This is a genomic window from Arthrobacter sp. TJ-217 (genome assembly GCF_058269255.1).
Window position 1 is genome coordinate 63,730 of record NZ_JBZCNJ010000008.1, and the last position, 16,420, is coordinate 80,149.

A 16,420-nucleotide genomic window follows, 5' to 3' on the forward strand; every position below is an offset into this window, starting at 1 on the left:
GTCAGCCCTTCCGTTTCCGGATTTCCTCGGTTGCCTGGGGCAGGACCGTGAACAGGTCTCCAACGATCCCGAAGTCGGCGATCTCGAAGACCGGCGAATCGGCGTCCTTGTTGACGGCGACGATAACCTTCGCGGTCTGCATTCCCGCCTTCTGCTGAACGGCGCCGGAAATGCCGGCGGAGATGTAAAGCTGGGGCGAAACCGTCTTGCCGGTCTGCCCGATCTGCGCTGAATGTTCGATCCATCCGGCGTCGGTCGCGGCCCGCGATGCCCCAACCGCTCCGCCGAGGACGTCGGCGAGTTCCTCAAGGGGCCCGAAGTCGCCGTTCACGCCACGGCCGCCCGCAACCACAACCCTGGCTTCGGCGAGGTCGGGCCGTCCGGTGGCGGGCTTCTCGACGCGCCCGGTGATGCGTGCTGCGGCCGCCGGCGGCTGCACCGCGACGGAGACCAGCTTCGGGGACGAGGGCAGTCCGGCTTCGACCGCCTCAAAGGTGTTGGGTTTCACCGTCAGGATGGGAACCCCGGTGGTGACCTTCGCCTGCACCGTGTAGGACCCGGCAAACACCGACTTCGTCGCTGTGAGATCCGGGGCGACGTCGACGACATCGGTGATGACCCCGGAATTGAGCCGGATACCCACCCGTGCCGCAATCTCCTTTGCCTCATAGGAATTGCCGAGCAAAACCACGCCGGCGCCTGACTGCCGCGCTGCCTCGGCCAGGAACGCGGCCTTGCCCGCCACGAGGGTGTCCGCGAGCACAGGGTCCTCGGGCACGTAGGCGAGGGCGACGCCGTAGGAACCGACGCCGTCAAGGTAGGGCTGGTCCGCCGTGGTGGGCATCGCCACCGCGGGCTCCCCAAGGGAGGCGGCGAGCGAAAGCAGTTCGCGCTCGCTCTTGGAGAGCACCGCCCCGCGGTCGTCGAGGAATACAAGTACCGTAGCCATCGTGCGGCCTCCTGAAGGAAATGTTGGGGTCGGCTGCAGCCGGCCTAGAGAAGCTTCTGCCCTGCGAGGAAGTCAACGAGCCGCAGGCCCGCGTCGCCCTCGTCCGTGATCACAATGCCCTGCGTGCGCGGTGGCCGCGGGCTGGCGGACTGGACGGCGGTCCACGAACCGGCGAGGCCCACATCGTCCGGAGTCAGCCCCACGTCGGCGAGGGCCAGGGTGCGGATCGGCTTTTTCTTCGCCGCCATGATGCCCTTGAAGTTCGGGTAACGGGGCTCATTGATTTGATCGGTCACCGAAACGAGTGCGGGAAGGGACGATTCCAGGGTCTCCGAGTAGGTATCGCCGTCCCGGCGGGCGGTGAGCCTCCAGCCGGAGTCGTCCCGGGCTACCTCGAGGGCTGAGGCAAAGGTGACCTGCGGAAGCTCAAGGCGCTCGGCAAGCTGCGCCGGGACCAGGGACGTCTCGCCGTCGGTGGAGGCCATCCCGGTGATCACCAGGTCGAAGCCGCCGAGGTGGCGCAGCAGGGCGGCAAGGGCCAGTGACGTCGCCGCTGCGTCGGAGCCTGCGAGGGCTTCGTCGGCGAGGTGCACGCCCTCCTGGGCGCCGATCTGCAGGGCTTTCTTGACAGCGGCCACCGCCGCTGCCGGGCCCATTGTGACGGCCGTGATCCGGTGGTTGCCGGCTCCGCCCTGATCCTTCTCAACGAGCTGCAGCGCAGCCTCGAGTGCATACTCGTCGAGTTCCGAGAGGATGCTTTCGGAGCGCTGGGTGGTGTTGTGCTCGCCGCCGATGTGCCGGTCGAACTGTGCGTCGGGCACATGTTTGACCAGGACGGCGATGTTCAGTCCCGCAGCGTCAACTCCAGCGGCCTGGGCCTCGTCCATGGGTCCCTTTCTGATCGGATGCGGCAATTCAACCCGCAACATAGCTAACCATACTGGCGCCCGGGCACGCCGGTGCGCCGGCGGCCGGGCGGTCCCGGCCGCCGGCCGCGGTGCTCAGGCTGCGGGCGCCTCGGCGAGGGTGACCGGAATGGTGAGGGTCTCGCCGTCGCGCTGCACCTCGACCGGGACGCTCTTGCCGACCTCCTGCATCCGCACGGCCGCCGTGAGCGCCTGCGGATCGCCGATGGGGAATTCGCCCACCTTTGTGATGACGTCGCCCTCCTGGATTTTCGCCGCGGCTGCCGGCGAATCCGGCTCGATCGTTGCCACCTTCGCGCCGACGGTAAAGGTTGAGGACGTGCCGGCGGCGGCTCCCTGGACGCTCACGCCGAGGAAGCCGTGGCTTGCCTTGCCGTCCGCGATGAGTTCCTCAGCCACGCGGTGCGCATAGTTGATCGGAATCGAGAAGCCGACGCCGATGTTGCCCGCGCTCTCACCGGATCCGCTTGAGGCGATGGCCACGTTCACGCCGATGATGCGGCCCTGCGAGTCGACGAGGGCACCCCCGGAGTTGCCCTGGTTGATCGCGGCGTCGGTCTGGATCACGTTGAGGTAGATCGAGCCCTGCGACTGCGGCTGCTGGTTCCGCGAGCCGTCAGGCGGCAGGAAGTTGAACCCGTCGCCCGGATCCCCTTCGGGGGTGTCGGACTGGCCTTTGGGCACCGCCGATGACGCAACGCTGATCGTGCGGTTGAGCGTTGAGATGATTCCGTCGGTCACGGTCCCGCTCAGGCCGAGCGGGGCGCCGATGGCGATCGCCGTGTCGCCCACGTTCAGTTCGTCCGAGTTGGCCAGGGTTGCGGGCGTCAGGTCGGGCGCATTGATCTTGATGACGGCGAGATCCGAGAGGGGGTCGGTTCCTACGACCTCTGCCTTGAACACCCGACCGTCATTGGTTTTCACCTCCACCTCGGGATCGGAAACCTGGCCACCCAGAGTCACGACATGCGTGTTGGTCAGGATGTGGCCCTCTTGGTCGATGATGATGCCCGAGCCCGATCCGCCGGATCCGTTTCCACTCACGGCGATCGTCACCACGCTGGGGGAAGCCTTCACTGCTGCGCCGGTGATCTCGGTGACGCTGTCGGCGTTGTTAACAACCACCGATCCGCCGCGTTCTCCAGTGACGCCGGCCGCCGGATTTCCTCCGTCGAAGACTCCATCGGCGGCTGCCGCGACTCCGCCGCCGATCAGGCCGGCCGCAAGCACGCCCGCCACGAAGGTCGGAACTCCGATGCGCTTCCGGTCCTTCTTCCGAGGCGTTGCGTGGGGCGCCGGCTGAGGGCCGAAGGTACCGTGGTGACCCCCGGCGGCGCCGGGGAACTGCTGGGTGGCGGTTGGTGACGGGTAACCGGCGGTGGGCTGGTCCTCCGGCCGCGGTCCGGCCGCGGCGGGAAAGCGCGCGGTGTCGGCCTCCCGTGCGGGCGGCACGCTCGGCCTCGGCGGAATCGGGCGCTCGGAACCGAAGGGTCCGCCAAACTGGTCAGCCATCTACTTTCCTTTCATCTCGGTGCCTTAACTATCGTCCCTGAGGCTGGAGCTTCCTCGGACGTTTGCTGGACGTCGGCTGGAAGTCTCCGGGGCACCGGTGGACTATCCATTATTCCCCTTTGGCGGCCCCCTCGCCTGCCCTGCCGGGAACGGCTGTTTCGCTTGTGGCATAGACCCTGCGGTGGACGGCCCCAACCACCGGCCATAGAATCAAAATTCAGAGAGCCCCGGCGTCGATCGCCTTTCTTCCCGACGGGCGTGACCGGGGGAACATGCTGAAGGGTATTGAATGCAACCGATGACCAGGCGGATGGGCGCCGCCACGGCGCTCAGCGCCCTGATTGCGCTGCCATTGTGGACTGCCGGTGCAGCATTTGCCGCCGATCCGATCGATTTCCCCGACGGCGAGACTGTCGTCGATGAGGCAGGGGTCCTCACCCCCGCGGACGTCAGCGATGTCGAGGCCGCGATCAGCGACCTCGAGGGCCAGTACGGCTACACCGTCCAGGTCGTCTACGTGGACACCTTCGCCAACCCCTCGGATCCGCTGGCCTGGGCTCAACAGACAGCCGAGGCGAGCAACCTGGGCCCGGACGACGCACTGCTGGCGGTGGCGGTCGACTCCGGTCAGGCCCGGTTCGTCGCGGGCAACGGCACCGAGGTCGCAGGGAACACGAACGACATCTTTGCCCGGCAGATCGACCCGCAGCTCGATGCCCAGAACTACGCCGAGGCAGCCATCGCGGCAGTCGAGGGAACAGAGGCGGTCCTTGCCGGCGCCGACACACCCGGCGGGGCGGCCGGTGACGCCGGCGGACTGGGCGGTCTCGGGTTCGTTGTCGGGCTCGTAGCCCTCGCAGGCGCAGGCGGCTACTTCTTTCTGCGCTCCCGCAGGCCCAAGACTGCAGAGAACAAGGCCATCACCTACGGCCCGGGGCAGGCGGCCGATGGAGCGGTCGTCGACCCGCTCGCCTCGCTCAGCGTTGAGGACCTGCGCAAGCGCGCCGGGAGCCTGCTGGTTGCCGCGGACGACGCCATCAAGTCCAGCGAACAGGAGCTTGGCTTCGCCCAGGCCTCGTACGGCGACGCCGCCGTGAAGCCCTTCGCAGCCGACATCGCCGCGGCCAAGCTGCACATGAGCGAATCGTTCAAGCTGCAGCAGCAGCTCGACGACCACATCCCCGATACCGAGGAGCAGCAGCGGTCCTGGCTCGGCGACATCATCCGACGCTGCGAGGCGGTCAATGAGTCCCTCCAGGCGCACAAGGCCGACTTTGACTCCCTGCGCGAGCTCGAGCGGAATGCACCCAAGGCACTTGAGGCCGCCCGGAGTGCGGCTAACGCGGCAGGCACCCGGTTCGTCGCCGCCGAACAGCGCCTTGACGCCCTGCGCCGGCGGTACGCGGACTCCGCGACCTCGCAGGTCCAGGACAACGTCGACCAGGCGCGGGAACGGCTGGCCTTCGTCGAAAGCGCCGCCGCCGAGGCCCGGACCAGGATGGACGCCGGTGAAACCGGCCCGGCCGTTGTCGCCGTACGCGCCGCCGAGGAGGCAGTCAGCCAGGCGAACCTGCTGCTCGATGCGATCGACAAGCGTGCCACCGAACTCGAGGCAGCGCAGGCTGAACTTGAGCGGGCCGTCATCGACACCACCCAGGACCTCGCGCAGGCCACGGCCATGGTCCGCACCGGACGCCACGACGACCTTGTCGGCCCCGTGGCTGCGGCGGAGTCCGCGCTCCAGACGGTGCGCTCGCAGCGGCAGGCGGGGCCGTTCGATCCGATCGCGCTGCTCGAACGCGTCGAAGGCGCCCACCGGCAGCTTGACGGCGCCATCGGAGGTGTGCGTGACCAGAACGACCAGGCACGGCGGGCCCGCGAATCCCTTCAGCACACCCTCGTCGCCGCCCAGTCGCGGATTTCAGGGACCGAGGACTACATCCGTGCCCGGCGCGGAGGGGTCGGCAGTGAGGCCCGGACGCGCCTCGCCGAAGCCGGACGAAACCTCGACTACGCGCTGGGAATCCAGGATTCCGATCCGGTCACTGCTCTCTCCCACGCCCAGCAGGCGGTGATGCTTGCCGACCAGGCGGCCCAGCTCGCCGAGCAGGATGTCTCGGGCTTCGGAGGACGCGCAATGGGCGGCTACGGCGGGTACGGGGGCGGCTACGGCGGCCGGTACGGCGGACGCGGCGACGGCGTGGGCGGGGCGCTGCTCGGCGGCATCCTGCTCGGCGGCCTGCTCAACAGCGGTGGCGGCGGATTCTTCGGCGGCGGGGGCGACGGCGGAGGCGGCGACGTATTCGGCGGCGGCGGGTTCGGCGGCTTCGAGGGAGGCGGCGGCGGGTTCGGCGGCTTCGACGGGGGTGGAGGCGACTTCTAGCACCGAGACGCGGCAGCAGGACCGCCGCATCAGAACGAACGGAAAACATTCACAGATCGAGAGGAAACCTCATGGTAAAGCAGTCAATTTTTGGTCGGATTGCCCAGCTCGCCAAGGCGAACATCAACTCCGTGCTCGACCAGGCCGAGGATCCGCAGAAGATGCTGGACCAGATGGTCCGCGACTACACAAACAGCATCGCCGAGGCGGAGAGCGCCGTAGCGCAGACCATCGGGAACCTCCGGATGATCCAGGACGACTACAACGAGGACGTTGAGAACGCCCGCAGCTGGGGCAACAAGGCCCTCGCCGCATCGAAGAAGGCGGACGAGTACCGGGCCGCCGGCGATGCAGTGGATGCCGAGAAGTTCGACAAACTGGCGAAGGTGGCGCTCCAGCGGCAGATTGCCGCGGAGAACGAGGCGAAGGGCGCCGAACCCACCATCGACTCCCAGACCGAAATCGTTGAGAAGCTGAAGACCGGCCTCAACCAGATGAAGGGCAAGCTGGGCGAGCTCACCAGCAAGCGGGACCAGCTCATTGCCCGCGCGCGGACGGCCCAGGCGCAGCAGCAGGTCCACGACGCAGTCAAGAGCATCGACTTCCTCGACCCCACGAGCGAGGTTGGCCGTTTCGAGGAGAAGATCCGCCGGGAGGAAGCCAAGGTCCGCGGACAGCAGGAACTCGCGAGCTCAAGCCTTGACGCGCAGTTCGAGAGCCTCGAGGATCTCGGTGAGCAGACGGAGATCGAAGCCCGGCTTGCCGCCCTGAAGTCCGGTGGGTCGCCGGCTCCGTCGGCAATCGGCCAGGGCACGGAAACCACGACTTCCTGAGCCCGCCGCCCGGGCTCCGGGTCCGGTTCCGGCTGGACGTCCAGCCGGCCGGTGGACAGGCGATGAGCAGTGCCGCAGCGGATCCGCTGCGGCACTGCTGCTTTAACCGCGCTGCGTCAGGCGCGGCCTAACGCGTGCGCTGCCGCCCGCCGCTCATCCCGCCCCTCACCGGCACTCCCTTCCGGATCCGTCAAACCGAATCTGGAAAGGGTGGCACCCCGGCCGCCCCGGTAGATTGGGCGGATGGGCGTAACTCTGGTGTGGCTCCGCGACGATCTCCGGCTCCAAGACAATCCCGCGCTTGCCGCTGCGGCGTCGAGCGGCGACGACGTCGTCGTCTGCTACATCCTTGACGAAGAGAGCGACGGAATCCGCCCCCTGGGAGGCGCCTCACGCTGGTGGCTCCACCATTCCCTCGCCGCCCTGTCGGCGTCAATCGCGGACCGAGGCGGGTCGCTGGTGCTGCGCCGCGGGGCCGCCGGGAACGCGCTGCCGCAACTCATCGAGGACGTCGGCGCCACCGGTGTCGTCTGGAACCGCCGGTACGGCCTCGCCGAACGGGAGGTCGACGCCGCACTGAAGGCGTGGTGCACCGAACGCGGGATTGCGGCGGTCAGCCACAAGGCGAACCTGCTGTTTGAGCCATGGGAGGTGCGCAACGGGTCCGGCGAACCCTACAAGGTGTTCACCTCTTTCTGGCGTGCCTGCCTCAAGGAGCCGGCCCCGCGCGCCCCGCTTGCCGCTCCCCGCTCACTCGCCGGCCCGGCTGCGTCGTCGGACGATCTCGACTACTGGGGCCTGCTTCCCATAAAGCCGGACTGGGCGCAGGGGCTCCGTGACACCTGGGTGCCCGGAGAGGAAGCGGCGCTGGAGCGGCTCGACTCCTTCATGGAATCCCGGGCGGAAGGCTATGCGGCCAACCGGGACCTCCCCGGCGCTGAGGGAACCAGCCGGCTCTCACCCCACCTGCGCTACGGCGAGATCAGCCCCTACCAGGTGTGGAAGGCACTGCAGGAGCGGACTGAGCCGCAGGTTGCCGATGACCTCCGGGTCTTCGGATCGGAACTGGGTTGGCGGGAGTTCTGCTGGCAGCTCCTCTACTTCAACCCCGAACTCGCGACCACGAACTACCGCAAGGAGTTCGACGCCTTCGCCTGGGAGAGCGAGACCCGCGACGAACTCGCCGCCTGGGAGCATGGCCGCACCGGCTACCCCATGATCGACGCCGGCATGCGCCAGATGCGCCAGACCGGCTGGATGCACAACCGCGCACGCATGGCGACGGCGTCCTTCCTGATCAAGAACCTCATGATCGACTGGCGGATCGGCGAGCGCTGGTTCTGGGACAACCTCGTCGATGCCGATGCTGGGAGCAACGCCGCGAACTGGCAATGGGTCGCCGGTTCGGGGGCCGATGCGAGCCCCTACTTCCGCATCTTCAACCCGGTGACGCAGAGCAGGAAGTTCGATCCCGACGGCGCTTACCTGCTGCGGTATGTTCCCGAACTCGCCGATGCCGAAAACCTCCACGAGCCGTGGAGGGGCCCCGCACCGGGGTATCCGCCGCCGATCGTCGACCTTGCCGAGACACGCGCCCGCGCGCTGGCAGCCTACAAGGCCATCTCGGGGACCTGATCCACCACCGAACTCCCCAGCCTTTGCGGCTTCTGCGGTTGTTGCGGCAGCCCGCTAATCGTTCCCACCGAGCCACTCCAGCCGGCGGGGGCGGAAGCCGAATTCCTCGCGGGCACGGCGGTTGCTCGCGCCCCGCATCGCTGTCGCGTAGAAGACCCCATCCGTGTCCGTCTCCTCCGTGATCGGGTACACGGCGGGCCGCTCAGCACCTACGAACGCGGCGAAGGCGGGGATCACCTCCCGCATGGGGAGCGGGTCGCTGTCCGTCACGTTCACCAGGCCTGTTGCATCCGAGTCGACGGCGGCATGCGCGGTGAAGTCCGCTGCGTCCTGAAGATGGACGAATGACCATACGCCGTCGCCGGAGCCGAGCACCCCCAGCTGACCCGCACGCGCCTGCTCGCCCATGTCGCCATCTTCCGAGTACCAGGTTCCCGGGCCGTAGAAGAACCCGTAGCGAAGCACCAGGCCCGTGGTTCCCCCCGGAAGCCCGAAAATCCGCTCTTCGATCTGCTTGAACGCGGAAACGTTCCCGGCGACCAGTGGAGGCCCGTCCGAGACGAAGGGCTCCGATTCTTCGGCCAGCCCCTCGCCCGGCTCGTAGAAGTAACAGCCGGACTGGCCCACGAAGCGTCTCGCTCCGGCCCTCAGGGCGGCCTGCTGCACGTTCCCTCCCCCGATCACGCGCACATCATTGGTGTGGGCCAGGGAGTCGCGCATAGCCTGCGGCGTATAGCGCTGGGGCAGGGCCGTGAGCTGGTCGACCACCACTTCGGGCCGGGCTCCCGCGACCGCCTGCTCGACATGGTCGATGTCCAGCACGTCGGCGATGACGGGGGTGCCCCCGTCCTCCCGAACGCGCGCAGCCCCGGCATCTCCCCTCACGAGCCCGGACACCTCATGGCCCCAGGACACAAGACGGCGGACGATAGGGCGTCCGATCGCACCACCGGCACCGGCAACAAGGACACGCATTGTTCCTCCTAGGGCATCCGCGGCACTCGACCCGGGCACGAGCGCTCCGTGATTCGAGTGTGGAAGTGCCTATGGAGGGCAGTCAAGGGAGTTGGGCGATGTTGCCGCTTTCATTACCTCCCGCGGGAGGCGGCCCCTGGCCCGCGAGAACGGCGTGCGGCTGCCGGTTAAAGCAGAAGTCCCGGCCTCTTTCGAGGCCGGGACTTCTGTTTCTGTTGCGGGGACAGGATTTGAACCTGTGACCTCTGGGTTATGAGCCCAGCGAGCTACCGAACTGCTCCACCCCGCGGCGTGGTATTTACATTACCGGCCGCGGCGCACTGAAGCAAATTGGAGCGGGACTATCCGCCCGACTCCGGCGCCTGGGAAGGAGCTGCTTCGGCCGGGGCTTCCCCCTCGGCTCCGGCCGGCGGAACCTCGGCTCCCTCGAGGCCGCCCTCGGCGTCGATCGCCCGCTGCAGCGCTGCGTTCAACCGGTCCTGTGCCGCGCCGTAGGCCGCGAAGTCACCTTCCGCCAGGGCTGCCTGCCCTTCCTGAAGCGCATCGCGGGCGTCGGCGAGGGCGTCCCGGAGGGCCTGCTGGGCCGAGGGGTCCTCCGCCGGGACCTCCGGGTCGGTCGGTGTCTCACCGGCATTTTCGGAATCTCCGGCATCTGCCCCCGAGTCGCCGCCGAACACCTGGTCAAGCGCCTCATCGAGGGTGGGCGCGAACCCGACCCGCTCGCCGAAGCTGGCCAGGACCCGCTGCAGCGTCGGGTACGACGACGCACCCGAGGACTGGACGTACACCGGCTGCACGTACAGCATGCCGCCGCCGACGGGCAGGCTCAGCAGGTTTCCGTTCCTCACTTCCGAGGCGCCCTGGCGCAGCAGGTTCAGCGCGTTGGAGACGGTCGGATCGGAGTTGAAGCGGTTCTGCGCCTGGCCCGGGCCCGGCACCGACGTCGAGCGCGGCAGTTCGAGCAGCCTCAGCTTTCCGTAGTCCTCGGACTTCACGCCGGCCTCCGTTCCCGCGTCCGCTTCGGCGGAGAGGAAACCGTAGAGCACGTTGCGTGCTTCCCCCCCGGGTTCGACGAACGGGATGAACGGCGTCGTCAAGGAGAACGCCGCTTCCTCCTGGCCGGGCACCTTGAGCGAGAGGTAGAACGGCGGCTGCTTGACGTCGGTGTCGCCTCCGGTCGGATCGTCCGGGACGCTCCAGGCATCGCTGTTGGCAAAGAACACGTCAACGTTCGTCACGTGGTAGCGGGCCAGCAGCTCGCGCTGCACCTTGAACTGGTCCTCGGGGTAGCGCACGTGAGCCATCAGGTCCGCCGACATCTCGGAGTACGGCTGGATCGTTGTGGGGAACACCTTCTGCCAAGCCTTCAGGACAGGGTCCTGGTCGTCCCACGCATACAGTTCGACGGAGCCGTCGTACGCGTCAACGGTCGCCTTGACCGCGTTGCGGATGTAGTTGACCTGATCCGCAGGGAGCGGCGTTGAAAGGTTTTCCGCGGTCTGCGAATCGATCGTCGCCGACTCCAGCTCCTGCTGGGTGGAGTACGGGAAGAACTTGTTGGTGGTGTAGCCGTCAACGATCCACTTGACCCGTCCGTCAACGATCGCCGGGTAGGTGTTCCCGTCGATGGTCAGGTACGGAGCGAGCTTCTCGACGCGTTCACGCGGGGTGCGGTCGTAGAGGATCTGCGATTCGCCGTTGACAGCATCCGAAAGCATCAGGTCGGTTGACTGGAACTTGATCGCGTAAACGAGCTTGTTGAAGAGGTTCCCGACACTCGGGCCGCCCTCACCCACGAAGGTGTTCTTTGATTCCTCGTCGGAATCGTCGCTCTGCGGCCGGTCGATCTCGCGGGGCTCGGATCCCTCGGGTGCGCCCACGATCGAGTACTCGGGTGATGCTTCACCGAAGTAGATCCGGGGCTCATACGTCTCGTCGGTGCCCAGTGGGCCGGCGGACGGGATGCCCGAGAGGGTGAAGGATGGCTTTCCGTCGGCCTCGACGACCGAACCGCGGGCGGCGACGACGCCGTAGCCGTGCGTGTAGAGCACGTGCTCGTTGACCCATCCCGCCGGGACGCCTTCGGGCTTGAGTTCCCGGGCGGCGATCACGGTGTCCTGGACCTCGCCGTCAACCGTGTACCGGTCGACGTTGAGGGTGCGCGGGAACTGGTAGTACTGCCGGAACTGCTGGAGCTGGCTGAAGGCGTCGGAAACGAGGTTCGGGTCGAGCAGCCGGATGTTCGCCGTCGTCTCGGCGTCCTCCCGCAGGGCCCCGGACTCGGGATCGGTGACGGCGTTATAGGGAACCGCTTCGACCTTGTCGAGCCCGTACGCCACCCGGGTCAGGTCGATGTTGCGCTGGATGTATTCGCGTTCGAGGGTAAGTTCGGAGGGGGTGACCTGGAACCGCTGGACCACCCACGGGTACACGCCGCCGGCGAGGATCGCGGTGATGATCAGCATCGCAGTGCCGATGATGGGAAGCCTCCAGCGGCCGATGACCGCCGACAGGATGAACAGGACCGCCACGATCAGCGCCGCGACGGCGAGGATTGCCTTGGTCGGGATGACGGCGTTGATATCGGTGTAGAGCGCGCCGGTCCAGCGGCCGCCCGAGCCCTGCAGGGTTCCGTAGCGGTCAAGCCAGTAGTTGATGCCCTGCAGGATGAGGAAAAGCGCGGCGAGGACAGCGATCTGGACGCGCGCCGCCTTCGTGGTGAAGAGCCCCTTTTCCTCAAGCCGGATTCCGCCGTAGAGGTAATGGGTGAGCACCGCGGCGATTGCAGCGATGACCACAACGCTGGTCAGGAACCCCGTGAGGAAACCGAAGAAGGGCAGGGTGAACATGTAGAAGCTGAAATCGAGGTTGAACTCGGGGTCCGCCTGCCCAAAGGGCACCTGGTTGATGAACAGCAGGATCTGCTGCCACTGCGAGGCGGCAGCGGTTCCGGCGAAGGCGCCGAGGACCACGGGGATGCCGATCATCAGCAGTTTGCGGATCGGCTCAAGCTGCGCCTGGTAGCGGTTGAGATTGTCCTGCATGACGCTGTCCGGCGCGTAGATGGGCCGGCTGCGGTAGGCAATCTGGAGGCTGGCGTACACGGCACCGGCCATGACCACGAAGGCGATGACGAACAGGGCAATCCGTGACAGGTTCTCGGTGAGGAACACCTCGAGGAAACCCAACTGGTTGTACCAGAGGATGTCCGCGTAGACCTGCGAGAAGTAGACGAAGGCGATGACAAGCAGCGCGACCACGATGATCGTCGGAATCAAGGGGCTGCGTCGTCGTGGGGCGTTGGCGGCGGTGGAACTTGAGGGGCTCGGCCTGCTGCCGAAGGGCCGGTCTGGTCCGGATGTCACATTTACCTCATCGTTGGCTGCATCGGGTCACGACGACGCTGACTGAACAGTCGCCGACCTGGGGGCCGGAAACGGCGTGCAGCCTCTGTCTTCGTTGTTCCATTCTGCCCTGTCCACGATCGGGCGGCGCAATTCAGTTCCTGATTTACGCCCCGGGAGGCCGGATCGTTTCCCAACCGTGTCCTAGCTGCGCTAAAGCGCCGGGATCCGGACCCGCAGGCGCGCTGCTCCGGCGGCTCCGCGGCCAACCAAGGAGCCGCCCGCGGTCAGTTGCAGGTCGGAAGGGAGGAGCCGTCAGCCCCGGATCCGAGCAGTTCGACAGCGTCGACGGCGTCGTCGAGCGTCTCCACCGCGACCACCTGCAGCCCGTCGGGCACGTGGCCGATGACCTCGTCGCAGTTCTCGGCCGGTGCGAGGAAGAATTCGGCTCCGTCCGCCTGCGCCCCAACCAGCTTCTGCTGGATGCCGCCGATCCTTCCGACGTTTCCGGCCGAGTCGATGGTTCCGGTGCCGGCGAAGTGGCGTCCTCCGGTGAGGTCACCCTCGGTCAACTTGTCGATGATGCCCAGGGCGAACATGCTTCCCGCCGAGGGGCCGCCGACGTTGTCGAGGGCGATTGTCACATCGAAGGGGAAGTCGAACTCCGAGGTGAGAAGCACGCCCAGCTGGTAGTCGCCTTCGGCCGACCGCCGGGGCGTCACCGAGACCTCGGTCTCCGCGCCGTCGCGCAGGACACCGAGCGTGACGCCGTCGCCGGCGGCTTCCGCGACGGCCGAGCGGAGCGTGTCGATGTTGGTGATGCGCTTCCCGGCCACCGATTGGAGGACGTCGCCCGCTTCGAGGATGCCCTCGGACGCCGAGTCCTCGGCGAGGTCCATCACCGAGAGGCTCTCGCTGAAGGGGATGTCGAGGTGCTCAAGCGCGGCGGCAATCGCCGCTTCCTGCGAGGAAACCATAGCGACGGCGTTCTGTTCCCGAACGTCGGATTCGGTCGTCCCCGGCGCGTACACCAGCTCTTCCGGGGCGACGTTCTGGCTGGGGTCGATCCAGGCGTACAGCGCGTCGAAGATGCTGACGCTTCCGTTCGGGCCGCCGCTCACGTACACGGTCGTCAGGTCAAGCTCGCCCTCCGGGGTGAAGGTTTCCCGCCCGGTGATCTCGATGAGGGGCTTCGAATCCATCTGGCCGATGGTGTTGAACGTCGGCCCGGGAGCCTCGAGGACGTAGGGCGCCGGAAGCACAAGCGCCGCTCCGCCGAGCAGGAGCGCCAGCGCACCTGAAACAACCATTGCCCCAAACCGGGGATCCTTGGGGCGTCGGGGCCCCACCGGGTCCAGCGTTGCGGGCTGGGCTGACTTCGACACGGTTGAACATCCTTCTCGATGGCATGGGCCTCGTGGCCGGGCCAGCCACAACATATCCGGGGTCTAAGCCTAAACGCTCCGGAACGGCGGCTTGCTCCCGCCCCTGCTTTGCCCTCAGCGAACGCCCAGCGCCGTTCTAGGCCACGGGCTGGTCTGCCGGTAACGTTGGCCCCACAGCTGCTCGGACCGGTGCAATCGCGTGCCGGGACGGGCAGGACTTTCAAGCGACTCCCAGGACCGGTGGTATCAGTGACCAACCCATCCAACCCCTTCGGCGACGACGATTCGCCGAAAGACCCGCTGTCGGAGATGATCGCCCGCATGCTTGGCGGGGACGCCCAGGGGTTCGATCCCCAGGAGATCGCCAAGGCCGCCGGCCTTCCCTCCGACCCCCAGGCCATGGCGATGATGATGCAGCAGGTTCAGGCCATGTTCTCCGGCACGAGCGAAGGCCCGGTCAACTGGAAGCTGGCCCATGACCACGCCCGCCGGGTCGCCGCCTCCGACAACGACCCGTCAGTCACGCCGCTGCAGCGGCGTTCCGTCGATGAAGCCCTCCGCCTTGCCGAACTGTGGATCGATCCGGTCACGGCCTTCCCAAGTACCGGCCAGCTGGGCCGTGCGTGGTCGCGTGCCGAGTGGGTCGAGGCGACAATGGACACCTGGCGCCGGCTGACCGAGCCCGTTGCGACGAGCATCGCCAAGGCGCTCTCCGACACCATCTCGGGGCAGCTGCCCGAGGAAATGAAGTCGAAGATGGGCATGCTCGGCGGCCCGTCGTCGATGCTCCAGAACATCGGCGGGGCAATGTTCGGCATGCAGCTGGGGCAGGCCGTGGGCGCCCTGTCCAAGGACGTCGTCGGCTCCACCGACATCGGCATCCCGCTGGCTGACGGGCGCATGGCACTGCTCCCGGCGAACGTGTCAGCCTTCGGCGAGGGCCTCGACGTACCCGAGCAGGAAGTGATGCTCTTCCTCGCCGCCCGTGAAGCCGCGCACGTGCGCCTGTTCACCCACGTGCCCTGGCTTGCCGGCCACTTGATGGGCACCATCGAAGGTTATGCGCGGGGCATTCACATCGACATGACCAAGATCGAGGAGGCCGCGCGCGACATCGACCCCACCAACCCAGAGTCGATGCAGGCCGCCCTCTCCCAGGGCGTGTTCATGCCCGAGCGCACCCGCGAGCAGGAGACGGCGCTGGCCCGGCTTGAGACGACCCTGGCCCTGGTCGAGGGCTGGGTCGACGAAGTCACCGCCGCCGCGGCCGAGAACCTGCCCTCGGCGCCGGCGCTGCGCGAAATGGTGAGGCGGCGCCGTGCGACAGGCGGCCCTGCCGAGCATGCCTTCGCCTCACTGGTCGGCCTTGAGCTCAGGCCCCGGCGCCTCCGCGATGCAGCGGTGCTCTGGTCCCACCTTGCCGACGAGCGCGGCATCGAAGGACGCGACGCGATCTGGCAGCACCCCGACCTCCTGCCGAGCGCCGAAGACCTCGATGACCCAAAGGGTTTCACCGAGAGGCGCAAGCTGCTCGAGTCCTCGGGCGCCGACGTCGACGCCGCCCTGGAACGGCTGCTGGACGGCGGATTCGATGACCCTGCCTCCCCCGATGAGGCTCCCGGTGGATCCGCAGCCGGGACCGATCCGGACGCCGGCACCACGGACGGCGACGCCGGTGACGGTGCCGGAAGCGGCGCGGGCGACGTTGACGGCGGCGACAGTCCAAAGGGCCCGTCGGTCGCCTAGGCATCGTCCGCCGGGGCCGTGACCCGAAGTCATGGCCCCGGGTGGCAGGTCCGGGTCTGCAGGCGGAGTCATCCGCGCTCAGCTGATCGGCTGTTGAGGCAGTCGGCTAAGGTGACCGGCCGGGCTTGCCGCCCTGGTCCGTCATGCGGGAGTGAGGCCTTGGGCCTACCGCCCGGACAGGCCCCGGTCCGCTGCGAACGCGGCGCCGGCCAGGAAGGCCTTGGCCTTCTCGGTGTGGGCGTACCCCTCGAGCAGTGCCCAGAAAACCCGGTTGTGGGAGGGCTCGATGAGGTGTGCCATCTCGTGGAGGAGCACGTAGTCGACCACCCAGTCCGGCATTCCCTGGAGTTTGTGCGAGAGGCGGATCGACCGGCTCGAGGGTGTTGCCGATGCCCAGCGGGTGTTCTGGTTGGTGACCCACCCGATGCTGGCAGGGATGCCTTTTCCGCCGAGGTACCGGTCAGCGAGGTCGGCGGCCCGTTGCAGGAGCTCCCCGCCGGCACCCGGGGAGGCTGAAGCTGCGGCGTACTTCCCGCTGATCTTGCGCAGCATCCGGGCGACCCACTCCTCCTCCTGGGCCTTCGAGAAGTGGCCGGGGATCGAGACAATAACCGTCCCGTCGCGGACATCGGCGCTTACCGTGCGCCGGCGCCGCGCCGAGCGCCGCACCTCAACGGGCATCGGCACCGCGGCGTGGCGTCCCCCTGGCCCCGCCTCGGCCCGGGATTCTTC

The 16,420-nt window shown here is 67.6% G+C and carries 11 protein-coding genes and 1 tRNA gene; 4 read left to right on the top strand and 8 right to left on the bottom strand.

The genetic code is table 11. The features are described from left to right. Position 1: 1 nt before the first annotated feature. From AC4D2R_RS14310 to AC4D2R_RS14320, 3 genes are all read right to left on the bottom strand, one after another. Positions 2-949, bottom strand: a complete 948-nt coding sequence (locus AC4D2R_RS14310) for an electron transfer flavoprotein subunit alpha/FixB family protein (RefSeq protein ID WP_490940753.1) — start codon at positions 947-949, stop codon at positions 2-4. A gap of 44 nt (positions 950-993) precedes the next feature. Next, a complete protein-coding gene (locus tag AC4D2R_RS14315) occupies positions 994-1,836 on the bottom strand; it encodes an electron transfer flavoprotein subunit beta/FixA family protein (protein WP_490940755.1) in 843 nt (280 codons plus the stop codon). Between the two features lie 114 nt (positions 1,837-1,950). Next, complete coding sequence (locus tag AC4D2R_RS14320) at positions 1,951-3,387, bottom strand: S1C family serine protease (RefSeq protein ID WP_490940757.1); 1,437 nt, start codon at positions 3,385-3,387, stop codon at positions 1,951-1,953. A 289-nt stretch (positions 3,388-3,676) separates the two neighbouring features. Between AC4D2R_RS14320 and AC4D2R_RS14325 the strand changes: the two genes are divergently transcribed. The 3 genes from AC4D2R_RS14325 (at position 3,677) to AC4D2R_RS14335 (ending at position 8,238) form a co-directional block, all read left to right on the top strand. Further along, a complete protein-coding gene (locus AC4D2R_RS14325; protein ID WP_490940759.1) occupies positions 3,677-5,770 on the top strand; it encodes a TPM domain-containing protein in 2,094 nt (697 codons plus the stop codon). A 71-nt stretch (positions 5,771-5,841) separates the two neighbouring features. Then, positions 5,842-6,603, top strand: a complete 762-nt coding sequence (locus tag AC4D2R_RS14330) for a PspA/IM30 family protein (RefSeq protein WP_490940761.1) — start codon at positions 5,842-5,844, stop codon at positions 6,601-6,603. 243 nt (positions 6,604-6,846) lie between these two features. After that, entirely contained in the window at positions 6,847-8,238 is a 1,392-nt protein-coding gene (locus AC4D2R_RS14335; RefSeq protein ID WP_490940763.1) for a cryptochrome/photolyase family protein, read from the top strand. A gap of 54 nt (positions 8,239-8,292) precedes the next feature. Here the strand turns inward: AC4D2R_RS14335 and AC4D2R_RS14340 are convergent, their stop codons facing one another. The 4 genes from AC4D2R_RS14340 to AC4D2R_RS14355 form a co-directional block, all read right to left on the bottom strand. Continuing rightward, positions 8,293-9,213: an NAD-dependent epimerase/dehydratase family protein gene (locus AC4D2R_RS14340; protein WP_490940765.1), complete on the bottom strand. Its 921-nt coding sequence runs from the start codon at positions 9,211-9,213 to the stop codon at positions 8,293-8,295. A 215-nt stretch (positions 9,214-9,428) separates the two neighbouring features. After that, positions 9,429-9,502 (bottom strand) — tRNA-Met (locus AC4D2R_RS14345). 52 nt (positions 9,503-9,554) lie between these two features. After that, positions 9,555-12,578: a UPF0182 family membrane protein gene (locus AC4D2R_RS14350; RefSeq protein WP_490940767.1), complete on the bottom strand. Its 3,024-nt coding sequence runs from the start codon at positions 12,576-12,578 to the stop codon at positions 9,555-9,557. Between the two features lie 266 nt (positions 12,579-12,844). Beyond that, a complete protein-coding gene (locus AC4D2R_RS14355; protein WP_490940769.1) occupies positions 12,845-13,942 on the bottom strand; it encodes a YlbL family protein in 1,098 nt (365 codons plus the stop codon). 309 nt (positions 13,943-14,251) lie between these two features. On the opposite strand from AC4D2R_RS14355, the gene AC4D2R_RS14360 reads away from it, so the two are divergent. Continuing rightward, a complete protein-coding gene (locus AC4D2R_RS14360; RefSeq protein WP_490940936.1) occupies positions 14,252-15,688 on the top strand; it encodes a zinc-dependent metalloprotease in 1,437 nt (478 codons plus the stop codon). Positions 15,689-15,853: 165 nt separating this feature from the next. Here AC4D2R_RS14360 and AC4D2R_RS14365 read toward each other — a convergent pair whose 3' ends face one another. Then, positions 15,854-16,369: a M48 metallopeptidase family protein gene (locus AC4D2R_RS14365; protein WP_490940937.1), complete on the bottom strand. Its 516-nt coding sequence runs from the start codon at positions 16,367-16,369 to the stop codon at positions 15,854-15,856. Positions 16,370-16,420: the final 51 nt, after the last annotated feature.